This is a genomic window from Yinghuangia seranimata (genome assembly GCF_029953285.1).
In the GTDB taxonomy this organism is placed as follows: domain Bacteria; phylum Actinomycetota; class Actinomycetes; order Streptomycetales; family Streptomycetaceae; genus Yinghuangia; species Yinghuangia seranimata.
The window spans coordinates 42,786-61,411 of sequence record NZ_JASAOI010000005.1; the positions used below are offsets into that span (position 1 = coordinate 42,786).

General features: G+C 72.4%; 15 protein-coding genes. 8 read left to right on the top strand and 7 right to left on the bottom strand.

Going from position 1 to position 18,626, the window contains the following annotated elements:
• Positions 1-52 precede the first annotated feature (52 nt).
• Positions 53-226 carry a putative leader peptide gene (locus QI554_RS43515; RefSeq protein WP_425527905.1) on the bottom strand — a complete coding sequence of 58 codons (174 nt, stop codon included), beginning with the start codon at positions 224-226 and terminating at the stop codon, positions 53-55.
• Positions 227-316: 90 nt separating this feature from the next.
• Between QI554_RS43515 and QI554_RS03245 the strand changes: the two genes are divergently transcribed.
• Positions 317-835 (top strand): MarR family winged helix-turn-helix transcriptional regulator, encoded by a 519-nt coding sequence (locus QI554_RS03245; RefSeq protein WP_281465559.1) that lies wholly within the window; start codon positions 317-319, stop codon positions 833-835.
• Positions 836-890: 55 nt separating this feature from the next.
• Here QI554_RS03245 and QI554_RS03250 read toward each other — a convergent pair whose 3' ends face one another.
• Positions 891-2,546, bottom strand: coding sequence for an acyl-CoA dehydrogenase family protein (locus QI554_RS03250; RefSeq protein ID WP_281465561.1), 1,656 nt, complete (start codon positions 2,544-2,546; stop codon positions 891-893).
• Positions 2,547-2,564: 18 nt separating this feature from the next.
• Here QI554_RS03250 and QI554_RS03255 point away from each other — a divergent pair, with 18 nt between their 5' ends.
• From QI554_RS03255 to QI554_RS03275, 5 genes are all read left to right on the top strand, one after another.
• Complete coding sequence (locus tag QI554_RS03255) at positions 2,565-3,854, top strand: YihY/virulence factor BrkB family protein (RefSeq protein ID WP_281465563.1); 1,290 nt, start codon at positions 2,565-2,567, stop codon at positions 3,852-3,854.
• A 291-nt stretch (positions 3,855-4,145) separates the two neighbouring features.
• Positions 4,146-5,252, top strand: coding sequence for a ribosome small subunit-dependent GTPase A (gene rsgA, locus QI554_RS03260; protein WP_281465565.1), 1,107 nt, complete (start codon positions 4,146-4,148; stop codon positions 5,250-5,252).
• Between the two features lie 1,468 nt (positions 5,253-6,720).
• Entirely contained in the window at positions 6,721-7,050 is a 330-nt protein-coding gene (gene yidD / locus QI554_RS03265; RefSeq protein ID WP_281465568.1) for a membrane protein insertion efficiency factor YidD, read from the top strand.
• A 158-nt stretch (positions 7,051-7,208) separates the two neighbouring features.
• Positions 7,209-8,387, top strand: coding sequence for an acyl-CoA dehydrogenase family protein (locus QI554_RS03270; RefSeq protein ID WP_281465570.1), 1,179 nt, complete (start codon positions 7,209-7,211; stop codon positions 8,385-8,387).
• Between the two features lie 157 nt (positions 8,388-8,544).
• On the top strand, positions 8,545-9,759 hold the full coding sequence (locus tag QI554_RS03275; protein ID WP_281465571.1) for a cytochrome P450: 1,215 nt from the start codon (positions 8,545-8,547) through the stop codon (positions 9,757-9,759).
• A gap of 35 nt (positions 9,760-9,794) precedes the next feature.
• Here QI554_RS03275 and QI554_RS03280 read toward each other — a convergent pair whose 3' ends face one another.
• The 5 genes from QI554_RS03280 to QI554_RS03300 form a co-directional block, all read right to left on the bottom strand.
• Positions 9,795-10,352 (bottom strand): ATP-binding protein, encoded by a 558-nt coding sequence (locus QI554_RS03280; RefSeq protein ID WP_281465573.1) that lies wholly within the window; start codon positions 10,350-10,352, stop codon positions 9,795-9,797.
• A gap of 551 nt (positions 10,353-10,903) precedes the next feature.
• On the bottom strand, positions 10,904-11,326 hold the full coding sequence (gene arfB / locus QI554_RS03285) for an alternative ribosome rescue aminoacyl-tRNA hydrolase ArfB (RefSeq protein ID WP_281465575.1): 423 nt from the start codon (positions 11,324-11,326) through the stop codon (positions 10,904-10,906).
• Positions 11,327-11,856: 530 nt separating this feature from the next.
• On the bottom strand, positions 11,857-12,330 hold the full coding sequence (locus QI554_RS03290) for a carboxymuconolactone decarboxylase family protein (protein WP_281465577.1): 474 nt from the start codon (positions 12,328-12,330) through the stop codon (positions 11,857-11,859).
• Between the two features lie 86 nt (positions 12,331-12,416).
• Positions 12,417-13,631 (bottom strand): RNA polymerase sigma factor, encoded by a 1,215-nt coding sequence (locus QI554_RS03295; protein WP_281465579.1) that lies wholly within the window; start codon positions 13,629-13,631, stop codon positions 12,417-12,419.
• The gene (locus QI554_RS03300) at positions 13,628-13,999 is read right to left on the bottom strand and encodes a YciI family protein (protein WP_281465581.1); all 372 of its coding nucleotides are present in this window, start codon (positions 13,997-13,999) and stop codon (positions 13,628-13,630) included. Before QI554_RS03300 ends, QI554_RS03295 begins: the two co-directional genes overlap by 4 nt.
• Positions 14,000-14,211: 212 nt before the next feature.
• Between QI554_RS03300 and QI554_RS03305 the strand changes: the two genes are divergently transcribed.
• Together QI554_RS03305 and QI554_RS03310 are read left to right on the top strand one after the other, a co-directional pair.
• A complete protein-coding gene (locus QI554_RS03305) occupies positions 14,212-15,714 on the top strand; it encodes an MFS transporter (protein ID WP_281465583.1) in 1,503 nt (500 codons plus the stop codon).
• A 685-nt stretch (positions 15,715-16,399) separates the two neighbouring features.
• Positions 16,400-17,740 (top strand): DUF6777 domain-containing protein, encoded by a 1,341-nt coding sequence (locus tag QI554_RS03310; protein WP_281465586.1) that lies wholly within the window; start codon positions 16,400-16,402, stop codon positions 17,738-17,740.
• The last annotated feature ends 886 nt before the right edge of the window (positions 17,741-18,626 follow it).

Here is an 18,626-nt window from a genome sequence, read left to right on the forward strand (position 1 = left end):
CAGGCTGCCGGTACGACCGCGCGCCCGGCAGCGAATGGTGCGGGCGGGGGTCTCAGACCGGCATACAGAAGGCGCTGGACATACGTCCGAGGTCGACATGCAGTCGACCAACGAGGGCGATTCCGGCGCGAGACATGCCGAAAGTTTGGCGGAGAGTCGCCAAAGCGTCCATCTTCGTCCGCGATACGAACGCGGATCTCAGAATGTGGGCAGCGAGTCTTGCCATGTGGGATGGATGCCCATGAACGGGTGCCCGGAGTTGCGGATGCGGTGCGTTTGGTTACCGTACGGAAGGCCTGCGAGTGGTGAGGAGCTGATGGACGTGTCCGGAGACCTGCTGGACCGGCCGCCGTGCCGGCCTGACGTCGAGGTGTCTGGCGCCGAGGCGACCCCCGCCGAGCGCGAGGCGTCGGTCGAAACCCTGCGCTATGCCATCAACGGGTTCCTGGCCGCGGTCCGCGCCGACCGGGCCGCGCGCACGGCGGGCGCCGACTCGCCACAGGTGCAGCGGCACCGCGTGCTGATGACGCTCGCCGACGAGCTCGACCTGGACGCCGCGACCCTGGCCACCGTGGTGGGCATGCCGCTCTCCCAGGTGAGCGGGCTGCTGACCGTCATGGGGCGCGAGGGCCTCGTGGAAGGCGTGCGCCCGGGCCGCGGGCGCGGCGCGACGGTGACCCGGCTCACCCCGGCCGGACTGCGCGCGCTCGACGAGCTGGACACCGGCTTCCGGCGGCACTGGGAGGCGGTCGTCGAGGACCTGCCGGCCGAGGACCTGCGCACGGCCGCGCGGGTGATCAGCCGGCTGACCGGGGTCATCGTCCCGTCGCGGTGAGCCGTGCGCCGGCTCCCGGTGCTGCTGGTGCTTCTGGTGCTTGCGCTGCTGCGGCTCATCCCGTCGCGAGCCGGGGCCGGGCCCGGTCCACGATGGAGCGCGCGGCAACGCCCTTGGGGAGCGTGCCGAACATCAGGCCGCCCTCGCCGCCGAGCCGGGACGCGCAGAACGCGTCCGCGACCTCGGGCGGCGCCCAGCGCAGCAGCAGCGAGCCGGACAGCAGCAGCGCCATCCGCTCGGTCAGCCGCCGGGCCCTGACCTCGACGCCGTCCAGGTCCGCCAGCTCGACCAGGAAGTCCTTGACCGCCGCGTCGAACCGGTGGTCGGCGCCGCGCGCCACGCCGATCTCGCGCAGGAACGCGTCCAGGCAGGCCGGCTCGCGGCGCAGCGCACGCAGCACGTCGAGGGCCTGGACGTTGCCCGAGCCCTCCCAGATCGCGTTGACGGGGGCTTCCTTATATATGCGCGGCATGCCGCTGTCCTCGACATAGCCGTTACCGCCGAGGCACTCCATCGCCTCCGCGGCGACCGCGATACCGCGCTTCGTCGTCCAGTACTTGGACACGGCGACCGCAATGCGGAACAGCGCCTGCTCGCCCGGGTCCTCCGAGCGGTACGCCGCGGCCAGCCGCAGCGCCAGCAGCGTCGTCGCCTCCGACTCGACCGCCAGGTCGGCCAGCACGTTCGTCATCAGCGGCAGGTCGACCAGGAGCTGCCCGCCGACCCGCCGGTGCGCGGCGTGGTGGGTGGCCTCGGCCACTGCCTTCCGCATCAGCGCGGCGGAGCCGATCGTACAGTCGAGCCGGGTGGCCGCGACCATGTCGATGATCGTCCGGACGCCCCGGCCCTCGTCGCCGAGCCGCCGCGCCCACGTGCCGTCGAACTCGACCTCCGACGACGCGTTCGAGCGGTTGCCCAGCTTGTCCTTGAGCCGCTGCAGCTGGAAGACGTTCCGCGAGCCGTCCGGCAGCACCCGCGGCACCAGGAAGCACGTCAGCCCCCCGGGCGCCTGCGCGAGCACCAGGAACACGTCGCACATCGGTGCCGAGCAGAACCACTTGTGCCCGGTCAGCAGGTACTCGCCGTCGGCGGCCAGCGGCACCGCCTCGGTGGTGTTGGCGCGCACGTCCGTGCCGCCCTGCTTCTCCGTCATGCCCATGCCGGCCAGGCAGCCGGGCTTGTCGCCCGGCGGGACCAGGAGCTGGTCGCCGTACACCGTCGAGGTCAGCCGCGGCTCCCACTCGGCGGCCAGCGCCGGGTCGGTGCGCAGCGCCGGGACGGCGGCGTACGTCATGGAGACCGGGCAGCCGTGGCCGCCCTCGGCCTGGCTCCAGGTCAGGAAGCCCGCCGCGCGGAGCACGTGCGCGGCCGGCTGCGTGCCGGGCTCCTTGGCCGCCCACGGGGTGCCGGCCAGTCCGTACGACAGCGCCGTGCGCATCAACTGGTGCCAGGCCGGGTGGAAGTCGACCTCGTCGGCGCGGTTGCCGTAGCGGTCGTGGGTTCTCAGGACCGGCGTGTGGGTGTTGGCCTCGCGGGCCCACTCCTGCGCGGTCGCGGAGCCGGCCAGCGCGCCCAGCTCGTGCAGCCGTTCGAGGTCCGCCCCGGGGGCGTGCCGGCGGACGGCTTCGACAAGTGCCACATCTGTACCGAAGACGTCGTAGTCGGTCAGCGGCGGAGGCTGGTTGAGGACGACGTGGGTAGGACGGCCCATTCCCGATACTTTAGAACCGTGGCAGCGGACAAGAAAGAACGGTCGCCGGTCCGCGGTCCCGGCCGCATCCGGTTGCGCAGCGCGCTCTGGCGGATAGTCCGCGAGACGTTCATCTCGTGCTTCAACCACCGGGTGACCGGCCTGGCCGCCGAAGCCGGCTTCTTCATGCTGCTCTCACTGCCGCCACTGCTGCTCGGCCTCGCCGGCACCATCGGATACCTGTCGGGCCCGCTCGGCCAGGACACCGTCTCCGGCTTCAAGCAGGACATCATCGACGCGAGCGGCAGCGTCCTGTCGCAGAAGAGCGTCAACCAAGTCGTGGTGCCGCTGGTCAACGACGTCTTCGCGTCGGGCCGCGCGGACATCATCTCGGTCGGCTTCGTGATCGCCCTGTGGTCCGGGTCACGCGCGCTCAACGTCTACGTCGACACGATCACGATCATGTACGGGCTGTCGGGCAAGCGCGGCATCATCCGCACCCGCATGCTGTCCTTCACGCTGTACGTCGTCGGCCTGCTGCTCGGCATGTTCCTCATCCCGCTGCTGCTGGCCGGCCCCGAACTCGTGGTCAAGGCGTTCCCGCACTTCGCCGGGACCGTGCACATCCTGTACTGGCCGGTGCTGGTCATCCTCTCGGTGTGCTTCCTCACGACGCTGTACCACGTGTCCGTGCCCGTGCGGACGCCGTGGCGCGAGGACATCCCGGGCGCGCTCGTCGCGCTGCTGCTGTGCATCCTCGGCAGCTTCCTGCTGCGCGTGTACCTCGCCACCACCATCGACGGCGCCACCGTCTACGGCTCCCTCGCGGCACCCGTCGCGGTCCTGGTGTGGATGTACTTCGCCGCCATGGCCATCCTCATCGGGGCGGCCATCAACGCCGCCATCGACCAGGTGTGGCCCAGCCAGGAGACCGCGCAGGCCCGCGCCGAGGTCGAGAAGGAGCGGGTGGCCGCGGAGATCGCGTCCGCGATGGAGTCCATCCGGCGCGCCGGACGGCACCGCGGCCTGCCCGGCGACTGGATCGAGGGCGACCACACCGACGACACCGTCGACCTCATCGCCCCCGGCGGCGGCGACCCCGACGAGCCGCCGGCCGAGTTCCCCGAGCGGTGGGCCAACTACGCGCCGCAGCGCGGTGCCGGGCGCACCGAGCCGCGCAACGGCAGCCACCGGCACGACCCGGGCTCGCCGCCGGTCCAGCTGCCCACCGGCACGACGCCGCCGGGACTTTCCCTCGACGAGCAGCTGTGGCCTCCGGTCGGACGACCGGGCGGGCCCGACGAGCACGCACGGAACGAAAACCGCTAGAGCGGGCCGCGGCGGGTCCCGTAGGCTGTGCGACGACGCGCGTGGTGATCGTGGACCGCGCGCCCGTGGGAAGTAGCGCGACGAACGCCCGAGCCGTGCGCCGGGCCCGAGGAGGAGGTGGAGACCGTGATGGCCAACGTCACCTGGACTGTGGCAGCCGCCCGTGTCGGCCGCCCCGCATCCGCGTCCGCATTCCTCCGGGTCCCGGCCGCCTGCTGATCGGCTCGTCTTCGACCGCCTGATCCAGGCCTGGCTTTCGCGGGACCCGCACCCGAAGGGTCTCCACCAACCTTGAACACCGAAAGCACTTTCGGTTCCGCTTTTCCGTTTTCCAACGTTTCCACCGCTTCCACCGCTTCCACCGTTTTCGCTGGCCTCACCGCGCTGGGCTGGGACGCCGACCGCGACGCGGAGTTCGCGCCGTACGCCGAACGCGGCCTGACCGTCGGGCGGGTGTCGCGGGTCGACCGCGCCACTTGCGACGTCGTGACCGGCGCCGGCGTCCTGCGCGCCGCGTACGGGCCCGGCGAACCGCCGTGCACCGGGGACTGGGCCGTCGTCGACCCCGCGCGTGAGCCCGTTGCGGTCCACGCGCTGCTCGACCGGCGTACCGCTTTGACCCGGTCGTTCGCCTCCGGCGCGTCGCTCGGACAGGTGCTGGCGGCCAACGTCGACACCGTGCTGATCGTCGTACCGCTCGACGTCGAACCGAACCTGGGACGCGTCGAACGACTGCTCACCGTGGCGTGGGACTCGGGCGCGCAGCCCGTCGTCGTGCTCACCAAGGCCGACACGGTCGACGACGCCGACGAGGTCCGGGCCGACGTCGAAACCGCCGCGCCGGGCGCCGACGTGGTCGTCGTCAGCGCGGTCACCGGTGAGGGCGTCGACGTCCTGAGCGCGATCGCCGGCGGGGGCCGCACGCTGGCCCTCATCGGCACCTCGGGCGCCGGCAAGTCGACCCTGGCCAACGCCCTGACCGGCGCCGACCTCGCGACCAACGAGACCCGCCAGGACGGCAAGGGCCGCCACACCACCACGTGGCGCGAACTCCTGCCGCTGCCGGGCGGCGGCGTCCTCGTCGACACCCCGGGGCTGCGCGGCATCGGCCTGTTCGACGTCAACGACGGCCTCGAACTCGCCTTCGCCGACGTCGAAGCCCTGGCCGAACACTGCCGCTTCACCGACTGCGGCCACGACACCGAACCGGGCTGCGCGGTCCAGACCGCGGTCGAAACCGGCGAACTCCCGTACCGCCGCCTGGAGAGCTACCGCAAGCTCCGACGCGAGGCCGACTGGATCGCCTCCCGGACGGACTACCGGCTGCGCGCCGAACGGTCGCGGCAGTGGAAGGTGATCCACAAGGAGATGCGGCGTAACCCGTCGCCGAAGAAGTAGCCGACGGGGGCGCAGGGCTGATGAGCCGCTGACAGGCCAGTGCGGTTGCGGCGTGGAGACCTCCTGCCATGCACGGTCCCCTGGCCTGTCTGCCGGCGGCGGCCATCTCCCCCTCCCGATTCTTGATGGTCCGCGCGGCCGAACGGCTGTCAAGGCGCGGTGGGGCCAGACCTGTTCATGCGGCCTCGACCCGGTTCGAGGGGGCGCCTTGACAGCCGCCCGGCCGCGCTAAGAACCTCGGCAACTATCGGGAGGGGGAGGCGGTGTGGAGGCGCATCGGGTGCCTTGCGTTGCCGCCCTGCGGTCCCAGCGTGGTGCCCGCGACCGGTCTTGACGACCCATGACCCACCCTCACCAGGCCCATATCGGACCAAATGCGGGCATTGTTTCGCTGATTCCCTATTGGCTTTCCGTCAAGAGGCGGATGTGGCAACACATTGCCCGATCCGTCACACGAAAAAGGTTTTCAGTAAGCCTCGGTGGCCGCAGCCCCTCGACCGACCCGCCGGCACGGCCCCGCGTCCGACCGGCACCGCCCGCCCCACCACGCTGGGACCGCAGCCCGGCAGCGCGAACCCGGACACGCGCGCCTTCACACCCCGCGCCCCTCCCGATAGCTGCCGGGTTGTCTGCGCGGACGGGCGGCTGTCAAGCCGCCCCCACCAGCACGTGACAGGCCACCTTTTGATGACCGGTTCATCGCGGCTTGACAGTCGTTCGGCCGCGCGGACCATCAAAAGTCGGGAGGGGCGCCAGGACACCGCCGGCAGCCAGGTCAGGAACGGTGCATGGCAAGCGACTTCCACGCCGCAACGGCACGGGTGGGAACCGGGCGGGGCGATCGCGGGCTCTCTGTGCGTACCGGGTTGGATGGTGCCTTGGGGACAGGGCGACTGGAGGGGCGAGCATGGCGCAGGGGAATCCGTTTGCGGCGGGTGGCGGGCAGGGGGATCAGGGGCCGCCGCCTGGGCATAGGCGGGATTGTCGGGCGCCTTATCGGAACCCCTGTGAGCGGCCGTGCAATCGCGACGACGATGACGACGACGGTGTGCTCGACGCGGTGATGGACAGCGTCGGTGACGGCGGTGGCGGGTCGGACGGCGGCGGGTTCGGGGGCGGCTCCGGCGGCGGGTCCGGCGGTGGGCGTGGGGGGCGTGACGGTCGGGACGGTGATGGCTGGCCTGGCGGTGGTGGGGGGAACTCCGGGTCGGACGGGATCGGCGGCTCCGGCGGGTCCGGGCGTGGGTCCGGCGGTGGGGACAAGGACGGCTGCGGCTGCATGCCCGGTGGCAAGGGCGGCGGTTCGGGGCGGGGTGGTGGGGACAAGGACGGGTGTATGCCCGGCGGCGGCGGCGGTGGTGGCCGCGGTGGCGGTGGCGGTGGGGGCGACGGGTGTGGGCGCGGTGGTGGCGGTGGGGGTGGAGGCGGCGACGGTTGTGGGGGGTGTGACGTTTGTCTGCTCCGCATCGTGCTGGTCCTGCCGGTCGTGGTTCTCTGGTCGGCGCTGCGCGCGCTGGTCGGGCGGCCGGGGCGTAGGCCCGTCGCGACGCTGTCGGCGGTCGACCGGGCGGAGCCCGAAGGCCGGGCAGCCCGCACGTTGTTCCGGGCGGTGCGCTGGTACCGGCTGTCGGTCAGCCCCCGCACGGAGCCGGTGTGCCGCTACACGCCGACCTGTTCGACGTACGCCGCCACCGCCCTGACCCGGCACGGCGCGTTGCGCGGCAGCCGGCTCGCGGCGCGCCGGTTGTCCCGGTGCAACCGCCACCACCCCGGCGGCCACGACCCGGTGCCCTCGTAGGGCCGGGGGCGGGTCGCGGGTGTGGTCCGCCCCAGTGCGTTCGCGCCGGGGCAGACAGCGGCCTGTACCGAGTGGTAGCAAAGGGGGCGACAGGGTCGTTCTGGTGCGGCCCGTTCCGTTCCGCCGGACGACGGCGGCCGACCGGGAGGCAGACTGGCATGGCCCTCGCGCCGATCGACCCGAAGGACCCGCTGGGCATCGACGACCTGTTCGACGCCGAGGAGCTGGCGGTGCGCGACACCGTTCGGCGCTTCTGCGCCGAGCGGGTCACACCGCATGTCGCCGGCTGGTTCGAGCGCGGCGAGCTGCCGACGGTGCGCGAGCTGGCCGTCGAGCTGGGCCGCATCGGTGTGTTCGGCATGCACCTGGAGGGCTACGGCTGCGCGGGCGCGAGCGCCGTGCAGTACGGGCTCGCGTGCCTGGAGCTGGAGGCGTGCGACTCCGGCCTGCGTTCGCTGGTGTCGGTACAGGGTTCGCTGGCGATGTACGCGATCCACCGGTTCGGCTCCGAGGAGCAGAAGCAGGCGTGGCTGCCCCGCATGGCAGCCGGTGAGGCGCTGGGCTGCTTCGGCCTGACCGAGCCCGACGTCGGCTCGGACCCGGCGTCGATGCGCACGCACGCGAAGCGCGACGGGTCGGACTGGATCCTCAACGGCCGCAAGATGTGGATCACCAACGGCTCGGTGGCGTCCGTCGCCGTGGTGTGGGCGCGCACGGACGAGGGCGTGCGCGGCTTCGTCGTGCCGACGGACACGCCGGGCTTCGCGGCGCACGACATCCACCACAAGATGTCGCTGCGCGCGTCGGTCACCAGCGAGCTGGTCCTGGACGACGTACGGCTGCCCGACAGCGCCGTCCTGCCCGAGGTCGTCGGCATGCGCGGCCCGCTGACCTGCCTGAACGAGGCCCGCTACGGCATCGTGTGGGGCTCCCTCGGTGCGGCCCGCACCTGCCTGCAGGCCGCGCTCGACTACGCCGCGACGCGCGAGCAGTTCGGCAGGCCGATCGCCGGGTTCCAGCTCACCCAGGCGAAGTTCGCCGACATGGCCGTCGAACTGCACAAGGGCCTGCTGCTCGCGCTGCACCTGGGGCGGCGCAAGGACGCCGGGACGCTGCGTCCCGAGCAGGTCAGCTTCGGCAAGCTCAACAACGTGCGCGAGGCGATCGAGATCTGCCGCACCGCGCGCACGATCCTGGGCGCGAACGGCATTTCGCTGGAGTACCCGGTCATGCGGCACGCCGCGAACCTGGAGTCGGTGCTGACGTACGAGGGCACGTCCGAGATGCACACGCTGGTGATCGGGAAGGCGCTGACGGGGCTCGACGCGTTCCGCTGAGCCGGGGGGCCGGGGCGGGCGCGCGCCACGCGTGTTGACGCTGCGCGCCCAAACTGTTTTTCCGTAGATGTGGTCTTCTGGCCGTCGGCAAATGCCATTACCTTGCTTCCCTGCGTTGAGCTCGGGCAGATCACCCCGGCCCAGGAAGAAGGTTCACGTGAGTGCGCATCCGCCGACCGTCCCGGCGAGCGCTGCAGGTGCGCTGCTCGATCCGGCGTTCGATCCGTTCGACGACGCCGTGCTGGCCGACCCGTATCCGGCGTGGGCGCGGGTGCGCGACGCCGGCCCCGCGGTGCACCTGCCGGTGCACGACGTGTGGGCGATCGGCCGGTACGCGGACGTCCGCGACGCGCTGCGGGACGCTGAAACGTTCTCGTCGCACGGCGGGATCGGGCTGCGGGTCGTCGAGGACCCGGTCGAGGCCGGCCTGCCGAGCAGCGTCGACCCGCCCGACCACGACCGCTATCGGCGGCTGATGGGCGCGCAGCTGGGGCCGCGGTTCCTGCCGCGGCTCGGCGACATGGTGAAGACGCGCGCCGAGGACCTCGTCGACGAGCTGCTGGCGCGCGGCGAGTTCGACGCGGTCGCGGACTGGGGCCGGACGTTCCCGGTGGAGATCCTCGGCGACCTGGTCGGGCTGCCGCTGCAGGGCCGCGGGTCGCTGACCCGGTGGGCGGCCGCGGTGTTCGACAACTTCGGCCCGGACAACGCGCGTTCGAAGGCCGCCGCGCCGCTGCTCGAGGAACTCGTCACGTACGTCTCCGAGGTGATCACCCGGGAGAACCTCGACCCCGAGGGCATGGGCGCCAAGGTGTTCGAGGCCGCGGACCGGGGCGAGGTCAACGACGTCGAGGCGATGTCGGTGATCATGACGTTCCTGGTCTCCGGCATGGGCACGACGTCGGACGCGCTGGCGCAGCTGCTGCTCCTGCTCGCCGAGCACCCCGACCAGTGGGCCGCGCTGCGCGCCAACCCCGCGCTGATTTCCGGGGTGTTCGAGGAGGTGCTCCGCTACGACGCGCCGGTGCAGGCGTTCTTCCGCACGGTGACGCGGGACACCGACGTCGACGGGGTGAAGGTGCCGGCCGGGGCGCGCGCGATGCTGCTGTTCGGGTCGGCGAACCGGGACGGCCGCAAATGGGCCGACCCCGACCGGTTCGACGTCGGCCGCAACCCGGTCGACCACCTCGCCTTCGGGTCCGGGACGCACAGCTGCGCGGGCCAGGCGCTCGCCCGGCTCGAAGCGCGGGCGCTGCTGGTGGCGTTGGTGCGGAACGTGGAGCGGATCGAGCTCGCGGGGGAGCCCCGGCGGCGGCTCGGCCACGTCTCGCGGGCGCTGGAGAGCGCGCCGGTGCGGGTGGTGCGGGGCTGACCCTCAGGCCGGTGCGGGTGGTGCGTGGCTGACCCTCAGGCGCGCGGGGTGGCCGGTACGCGCACCCTTATCGTCTTGCCGTTGTCCGACGACAGCACGTCGATGACGCCCTGCGCCTCGGCGACGATCAGTTTGACGATCAGCAGGCCGCGGCCGTCCTCGGACTCCTCGTCGGTGTCCATCAGCGCGCGCGGCCGAAACGGGTGGTCGTCGGAGACGTCGAGGCGGACCCGGCCCTGCGCCAACGCCAGCGTCACCCGGACACGTTCGGTCAGAAGCGCGGCGTGCCGAACGGAGTTGGACACCAACTCCGTTGCGACCAGCAGCAGGGTGTCCTCGAGCTCGTCGGCGATCCGCCAGCCGCGCAGGACGTCGCGCAGCCGGTGCCGCACCTCGGGGACGGCCGCGACCACGGGCGGCAGCGTCCAGCGCACCAGCACGGGGCCGGGGGAGGCGTGCGTGCCGCGGCCCGGCGGGGTGGCGGTGCCGTCGGAGTACAACTGCGCGGGGATCTCCTGGCTGCGCCGCAGGCGCGCGTCGGCGCTCTCGCGGTGCGCGGCCCGGCGCGAACCCGGGCGGCCTGGCACGTTCATGAGCGGCCTCGCGGCAGCGCGTCGGCAATGCCGGCGGCGGCCGGTGCGGGGGTGCGGGGGGCGCGGGGAGCGCGGGGGGTGCGGGGGGTGCGGGCGGGTACGGGGGCGTGTACGGGCGGGGCGGGGAAGCGGTGCGAGCTGATGCCGGCCTGGCGCTGCGTCGAAGCCGGGGCGCGGCACGCGGCCGCTAAGGGATGGCGCATCCCTGGATCCTCAAATGTGCGGAACGGCTTGGATGGCCAGTGTGGAGCGCCCCGTGATGAAGCATCCATGGTTTTCCGCCTGTGATCCGGAATGACATCGGTCATGATGTTTTGCCGGTCAGGTTTGCCCGTATGTGCATATTGCTGCTCGGCACCACGTGGTGTCCAGGCGTCAACGGATAGTGACGAGCGGGGCGGGGCCTGGGCGGGCCGGTTCGAGGTGCGTGTGGGGACCCGGGGCGGGTCGGCGCGCGGTGCGGATGGTGCCCGCGGGGCGGGTCGGTACGAGGTGCGGACGGGGCTTGCGGGGCAGGTCGGTACGAGGTGCGGACGGGGCTTGCGGGGCGGCTACGCGTCCGGCGCGCGCCGTAGTTTCTTGACCTCGCCGCGGCGGGCCTTGTCCGCGAGCCGGCGCTCCTTCACCCCGCGGCTGGGCCGGGTCGGGCGGCGCGGGGGAGGCGGCGGCGCGGTCGCTTCGACGAGCAGCTCGGCGAGCCTGCGTCGGGCCGCCTGCCTGTTCATCAGCTGGGAGCGTTGCTCGGACGCGGCGACGGTCAGCACGCCGTCGACCAGCTTGTCGGCGAGGTTGCGCAGCGCGCGTGCCTTGAGCGGTTCGGGCAGCGCGGACGTCGCGGCCAGGTCGAAGGACACCTCGGCACGGCTGTCCGTGGTGTTCACCGACTGCCCGCCGGGGCCCGAGGAACGCGAGAAACGCCAGGACAGCTCGGCCGCGGGCACCACCGAGCCGCGGATGTCGAGATCTGTCGGCATGCCTCCATCATCCGGCCCGGACCGGGTCGCGGTCGACCGGGTTTCCAGCGGGGTTTCGGATCCGGGGTGGGTGGGGCCTGCTTTGGGGGCTGCACCGTTCCGGGGCTGGCTTTTAGTGGTGGCCTGACGCCCCTCCCGCTTTTTTGATTTTCGCTTGGACGGCCCGCGCGTCAAGGCGCGGTGGGGTCTTCTTCGTGCTGTTGGCCTGTCCCGGGGTTCGGGAGGCGCCTTGACCCGCGGGCCGTCCGCGCTGACTACCTCGCACCTAGCGGGAGGGGCGCGGGGTGTGAAGGCGCTTTTATGCTCTGTGCTGCCGGGCTGCGGTTTGCGTGTGGTGCGGCAGGTTTTGTTGCTGGGGTTCGTTGCGCTGCCGGGGTGGCGTTCCAGCGTGGGGCGCGCCGGGCTCCTCTCCCTGGTCACTGTGTCGTCACGTATGCGAATCACCGAAACTCCCTCATCGGGGGGTCTCGGCGTCACACTCGCGTCACACGCCACCCCGGCGCGCCACCCCCGTCATCCGCGCTGCGGCGTCAACTCCACTGGCCCGGCTGGTAGTCGCCCGCGGGCTGACGGGTGATCACGTTCATGCGGTTGTAGGCGTTGATCAGCGCGATGAGTGAGACCAGCGCCGCGAGTTGGTCCTCGTCGTAGTGCTTCGCGGCCTCGGCCCAGGCCTCGTCGGTCACGCCGGCCGGGTTGTCGGCGATGCGGGTGGCCTGCTCGGTCAGTTCGAGCGCGGCGCGTTCGGCCTCGGTGAAGACCGTGGCCTCACGCCACGCGGCGAGCAGGTTGAGGCGGGTCGAGGTCTCGCCGGCGTGGGCGGCGTCCTTGGTGTGCATGTCGAGGCACACCGCGCAGCCGTTGATCTGGCTGGCGCGGGTCATCACCAGGAACCCCACGCCTTCCGGCAGGGCCGAGTCGGCGACGACCTTGCCCGCCGAGTTGATGTACCGCTGGAACTTCTGCGCGACCGGGTTGGCGTAGTAGCTGAACCGGGCTTCCATGTCTCTTCTCCCTTGCCGTGTGGGCGTTACACCTCACTGACGGAGGGGCCCGGCGGGATGTGACAGGTCGCAATGTGACGCCGGTCTCACGGTCGTACGCGTGCTGCCCGCGACTCCAGGTAGCGCCGCTCCGCGATGCTCGCGGTGGCCTTCGCCGCGCGCCGGTAGTGCTCGTACGCTCCGGCCGTGTCGCCGGTCTTCTCCAGCAGGTGTGCCCGGACGGAGAGCAGCCGGTGGTGCCGGGCCATCCGTTCGTCGGCGTCGAGCGTGGCGAGCAACGCCAGCCCGGCCTCCGGCCCTTGTGCCTCGGCGAGGGCGACCGCCCGGTTGAGTGTGACCATCGGGTTCGGCGCGATGCGCTCCAGGATGAGGTAAAGGGCGTGCACCTGCGGCCAGTTGGTGGTGTCGGCGGTGGCCGCGTCGGCGTGCGTCGCGGCGATGGCGGCCTGCAGTTGGTAGGGGCCCAGTTCCGTGCCGGACAACGACATCTTGGCCAACCTGGTTCCCTCGTCGAGGAGTTCGCGGTCCCAGGTGGTGCGGTCCTGCTCGTCGAGCGGTACCAGGTCGCCGGACGCCGTCGTCCGCGCGTCCCGGCGGGCGTGCGTCAGCAGCATGAGTGCGAGGAGCCCGGTGACCTCGCTGTCGTCCGGCAGTTGGGCGTGCACCATGCGGGTCAGCCGGATCGCCTCGCGGGCGAGGTCGGCGCGGTGCAGCTCGCGGCCCGACGACGCGGTGTAGCCCTCGTTGAATATCAGGTAGAGCACGTGCAGCACGACCCGCAGCCGCTCCTCGCGCTCGGCGCCCTCCGGCAGGCTGAACGCACTGCCGGCCGCCTTGATGCGCTGCTTCGCGCGGCTGATGCGGGCCGCCATCGTGCCCTCCGGCACCATGAACGCGTGGGCGATCTCGGCGGTGGTCAGGCCGCCGACCGCGCGCAGGGTCAGCGCCGTCTGCGACGCCGGGGTCAGCGTCGGATGGCAGCACAGGAACAGCAGGACCAGCGTGTCGTCGGTGTCGGGCACGTCGGCGGGCGTCACCTCGGCGGCCAGCGCCGTCTCGCGTTCGCGGCGGGCGTGGTCGCTGCGCATCTGGTCGATGAGCCGCCGGGACGCGACGGTGGTGAGCCAGCCGCGCGGGTTGTCGGGCACGCCTTCGTCCGGCCACTGCACGGTCGCGGCGAGGACGGCCTCCTGGACGGCGTCCTCGCACCCCTCGAACTGTCCGTACCGTCGCATCAACGTGCCGAGGACCTGCGGCGCCAGCTCGCGCAGCAGGTCCTCGGCGGCAGGCGTAGCTGTCACGCCTCCAATTGTCCGTCGGCGAACATCACCTGGCGCACCTCGACACCCAGGCCGTCGATCGCGGCGTCCGGAATCATCGCCGCCAGCTCGATCGCGCGCGCCTTGTCCTCGCAGTCGACGAGGTAGAAGCCGCCGAGGAACTCCTTGGCCTCCAGGAACGGGCCGTCGGTGACGACCGGCTGGCCGTTGCGCACCTTGACGACGACGGCCTGCGACGGGTCGACGAGCGCCTGCGTGGTGATCAGCTCGCCGGACTCCTTCAGGGCCTGCATGAACGCGCCGTGGCCCTCGCCGATCGCGGCCTTCTCCTCGTCGGTCAGCGCGTCCAGCACGGCCGGGTTGATGTTGAGGCTGATCAGGAACTGCATCGCGTGCTCCTCGTGCTCCGCGGGCCCCGGCGGGGTCCGTTCACCAGGTGGTCGGAGCCGCCTCCGCCGCCTTGACATCCTGCGCCGGAATATCCTCCGCGATCTTCTCGCCGCGCCGGGCCGCGGCGATGTCAAGAACCGCGCGGCGGCTCCGACCAGAGGGCGAAACACCGACGCGGCGTCGGTGCGATGCCGGGAGAGGAGCCTCGGAGATGCGGTTCGACAGGGCGTGGCTGGGGCTGGCCGTCCTCATGCTGCCGACACTGCTGGTCGCGATGGACATGACGGCGCTGCTGCTGGCGCTGCCGCAGCTGAGCGCCGACCTGGGGGCCGACGGGGTCGAGCAGCTGTGGATCAGCGACAGCTACGGGTTCATGGTGGCCGGCATGGTCATCACGATGGGGACGCTCGGTGACCGGATCGGCCGGCGGAGACTGCTGATGATCGGCGCGGCGGCGTTCGCCGTGCTGTCGGTGGTGGCGGCGTTCGCGGTCAACCCGCTCATGCTGATCGTGGTGCGGGCGCTGCTGGGGATCGCGGGGGCGACGTTGGCGCCGTCCACGCTGGCGCTGATCACCAACATGTTCCGCGACGCGCGGCAGCGCGGGCAGGCCGTCGCCGTCTGGGCCGCCTGCCAGTTCACCGGCGGCGCGCTCGGGCCGGTGCTGGCCGGGGTCCTGCTCCAGCACTTCTGGTGGGGGTCGGTGTTCCTGGTCGCGGTGCCGGCGATGGCGGCACTCCTCATCGCGGGACCCGTCCTGCTGCCGGAGTTCCGCGACGAACGGGCCGGGCGGCTGGACCCGCTCAGCGTGGGGCTGTCGCTCGCGGCGGTGCTGTCGACCGTGTACGGCATCAAGCGGCTGGCCCTCGACGGCGTGTCGGCGGTGCCGGTGGTGGCCGTGCTGGCGGGGGCGGCGGTCGGGGTGGTGTTCGTACGACGGCAGCTGCGACTGGACGAGCCCCTGCTGGACTTCCGACTGATGCGCAACGGCCCGTTCACGGCGGTCATCGTCGGGCTCGTTTGTGCGGGAGTGGCGATGGCCGGCACGGGCCTCCTGGTCACCCAGTACCTGCAGAACGTGCTGGACTACTCGCCGGCCACCTCGGCGCTGCTGTTCGCCCCGATGGGCCTGGGCGTCGCGGCGGGCACCATGGCCTCGCCCGCGCTGGCCCGACGCGTCAAGCAGACCACAGCGATCGTGGGCGGCCTCGCGGTCTCGACCCTGGGCGGCCTCCTGCTCGCCGTCGTCGACGACGGCCCGGGCGCCCTGCCCCTCGTCATGACCGGCATCACCGTCCTGGCTCTCGGCACAGGCCCGCTCTTCGCCCTCGGCACCGGCCTCGTGATCGGCTCCGTCCCCCCGGAACGCGCCGGCTCCGCGGCCTCGATGTCCGAAACCGCCAACTACCTGGGCGGCTCCCTGGGCTTCGCCCTCCTCGGCGTCCTGGCCACGGCTGTCTACCGAGACCACGCCGCCGGCACCTCGGACTCCCTGGCAAGCGCGGTCACAGCAGCTGAGAACCTCCCCGCGGACCAGAGCGAGCCCCTCCTCCACACCGCCCGCGAAGCCTTCACCTCAAGCCTGCACGTGACAGGCCTGGTAGCCGCAACCCTCTTCGCCGCACTGGCGATCCTGGTGGCCTGCGCGATGCGCCCGCTCCCGACCGCTCCCGAGGCCCCCACCCCCACGGACTACGAGGAGGCCCGGCTGTAGGCGGGCGTGCTTGTCGCGTACGGGGACGCGCGAGGCTGTGCGGAGCGCAGCGACCGCACGGGGCGTCCGCCCAGGACGGCGACGGGTCTACCCGGGTGACGCCGAACAGGTGAAGTGTGCGGTGCCCGGCACGGTAGCGGGGCGCGGCTACCGAACCCGGGCTGACCAGGGCGGACGCGGCCCCGGCGGGTGGCAGCCCGCGGGTCGGGGCGCCGTCGCCGCGGCCGATTCTCCGGTTGAGGCGTCTCTTCCGGGCCGCGGACACTGAGCGGGCGGGCACCTGCCCGCCGGGATCGCCGTCGTCAGCCGGGTCCGATGGGCTTTGGCTCCGACCCGACCGCGTTCGGATGCACCCGCCTGACGGCTTCGGGCCGTTGGTACGCGGTCGGTGGAAGGAGCCGGACGCATGTCGTCGCAGCCCCCTGAGTACCCGACCGGCCCCGCGTCAGGGCCGGGGTCAGGGCCCGCACCGGGGCCGCCGTTCGGGCCGCACCCGGGTGCGGCACCGCCGCCGGGCGGAGGGTCGCCGTACGGGGGAGCGACGGGTCCGCCTCCCGGGCCGCCGACGGGTCCTCCGTCCGGGCCGCCACCCGGTCCGCCCTCGGGGCCGCCTCCCGGCCCGCCCCCACCCGACTCCGGCGGGCCGTCGCAACCGTGGTGGCGCAGGCCCCGCATCATCGTGCCGGTGCTCGTCGGCGTCGTGGCGATCGCCGTCGTGGTCGCGCTGGTGGTCGGCAACAGCGGCGGTGGCGGCGGCAACAAGCAGGCGTCGGGCGAAGTCCTCCTCGAGAACGCCGCCGCGGACGGACCCGACCCCTTCACGTCGAGCGTGGCGAGCCCCGTCCCGACGATCTCCGCACCACCCCCGTCGTTCGCGTCGGTGCCGGTCCCCACAGCGCCCGGCGCACCCGCGCCGCTCCGCGTCGAGAACGGCGGCACGGTCGGCCTGTACGGCGGCACCGAGAACAACAGCACGTGCGACGTGGCCCAGATGACCCGGTACCTCGGCGAGAACCCGTCGAAGGCACAGGCCTGGGTGACCGGCATCAACACCGACAGCAACCTGCGCTGGAGCGGCGGCACCAGCGTCAGCACGGCCCAGATCCCGGACTACATGCGCCAGTTGACGCCCGTCGTCCTCCGGGCGGACACCCGCGTCACGAACAACGGCTTCGTCAACGGCCGTCCGACCCCGAGGCAGTCGATCCTGCAGACGGGGTCGGCCGTGCTGGTCGACACGTACGGCGTGCCGCGCGCCCGGTGCAAGTGCGGCAACCCGCTCGCGCCGCCGCACGCCGCGGCGGGCAAGGTGACGTACCAGGGCACGCCGTGGCCGGGCTTCTCGCCGACCACGGTGGTCGTGGTCAATCAGTCGACCACCGTGATCAACAACTTCACGCTGGTCAACATCAACACGGGCACGACCTACACCCAACCGCCCGGCCCACCGCCGCCGACGTCGGCGGGGCCGACGCAGACCGAGACCAGGACGGTCACGGCGACCGCCACCGGGGCGCCGCCGACCGCCCCGCCGACCGCCCCGTCCACCGCCGCGCCGACCTCGAACGCGCCCAGCACCTCCCAAGGGGCCGCGCCACCCACCGGAGCCGCCCCGACCGGGCCGCTGAGCGTCCCGCCCACCGTGTCGCTCGGCTCGGGCGACATCCAGGTGACCCTGCTCTGGAACGGCGACTCGGACATCGACCTCCACGTCATCGACCCGGCCGGCGAAGAGATCTACTTCAACCACAAGACCTCCGCCAGCCGCGGCACCCTCGACCACGACGACATCCCCGGCTGCGGCTCCTTGCCCACAACCCACGTCGAGAACGTCTTCTGGCCCTCAGGCGCCGCCCCGAGCGGCACGTACAAGGCCTTCGTCCTCAACTTCGGCGCCTGTCCCGGCAAACCGCCGGCAGCCTACGAACTCCGCATCCGCGTAGGCGGCAACGTCGTCTCCGACACCACCGGAACCCTCCCCCAGACCAACGGGGCGAAGTCCACCCCGGTCACCTTCACGAAGTAACCGGCCGGCTCACGACGGCCTCGCCCTACCCGGCGGGGCCGTCGTGGTGCACACGACATCAGAGCCCGCGCCCCACCCGTCAACGCGCCCGATGTACGGGGCGCGAGGCCTCTGGTGTTGTTCGCGGGCCGTCTGCACCGAACTGCGCCGTGGGGCGTTGTACGCGCGCCCCCGTCTCGCGGGCGCGCGACCTGACCATCAGTCCACACGCCGGCCCAGGTCATGTGCCGTACGTTCGCCACCTCGTCAGCACGCCTGGTGTCGGGGGTGTTCTTCGCGCTGCGCCAGGGGCGCGGCGCGAAATGTCGGTTGTTGGTTGCCGGCTCCGTCGCGCACGGGGCTACGTGGCGGGTATCTGTGTACGCGCGCCCGCGTCGCGCCGGGCGCGTGACCCCCCCAGCCGATACACCAGCCCACCACGTGCCCCACGCTTCGCCTCAACGTCAGTGCGCCCGGCGTCAGAGGTCGCTCTCCGCGCCGCGCCGGTCGGCGCGGCGCGGCGCGGCGCGGAAATGCCTGCTGTTGTCGGCGTCATCGCGTACCGGAGCGCGTGGCGAGTCTGTGTACGCGCGCCCGCGTCCCGCGGGCGCGCGATCCAGGGGGTGTGCCCGGTTGGAATGTTGCGCGCCCGCCTCCCGCGGGCGCGCCATCCGAGCCCCTCCTCGCGGTCACCCCACAACGGGCTTTCGAGCGTCGGGTCGCGATGTGTCTGACGCCCAACGCGGTGGGATGTGTGCCGCGCCGCGCCCGCTGGGCGCGGCGCGGAAAGCCGATGGTTGTTAGCGGCGCCGTAGTGACTGGACTGCGTGGTGGGTTTGTGCGCGCGCCCGCGAGCCGCGGGCGCGCAACCTCGATCGTCCGTCCATACGCCAGCCCAGGCTTTGCG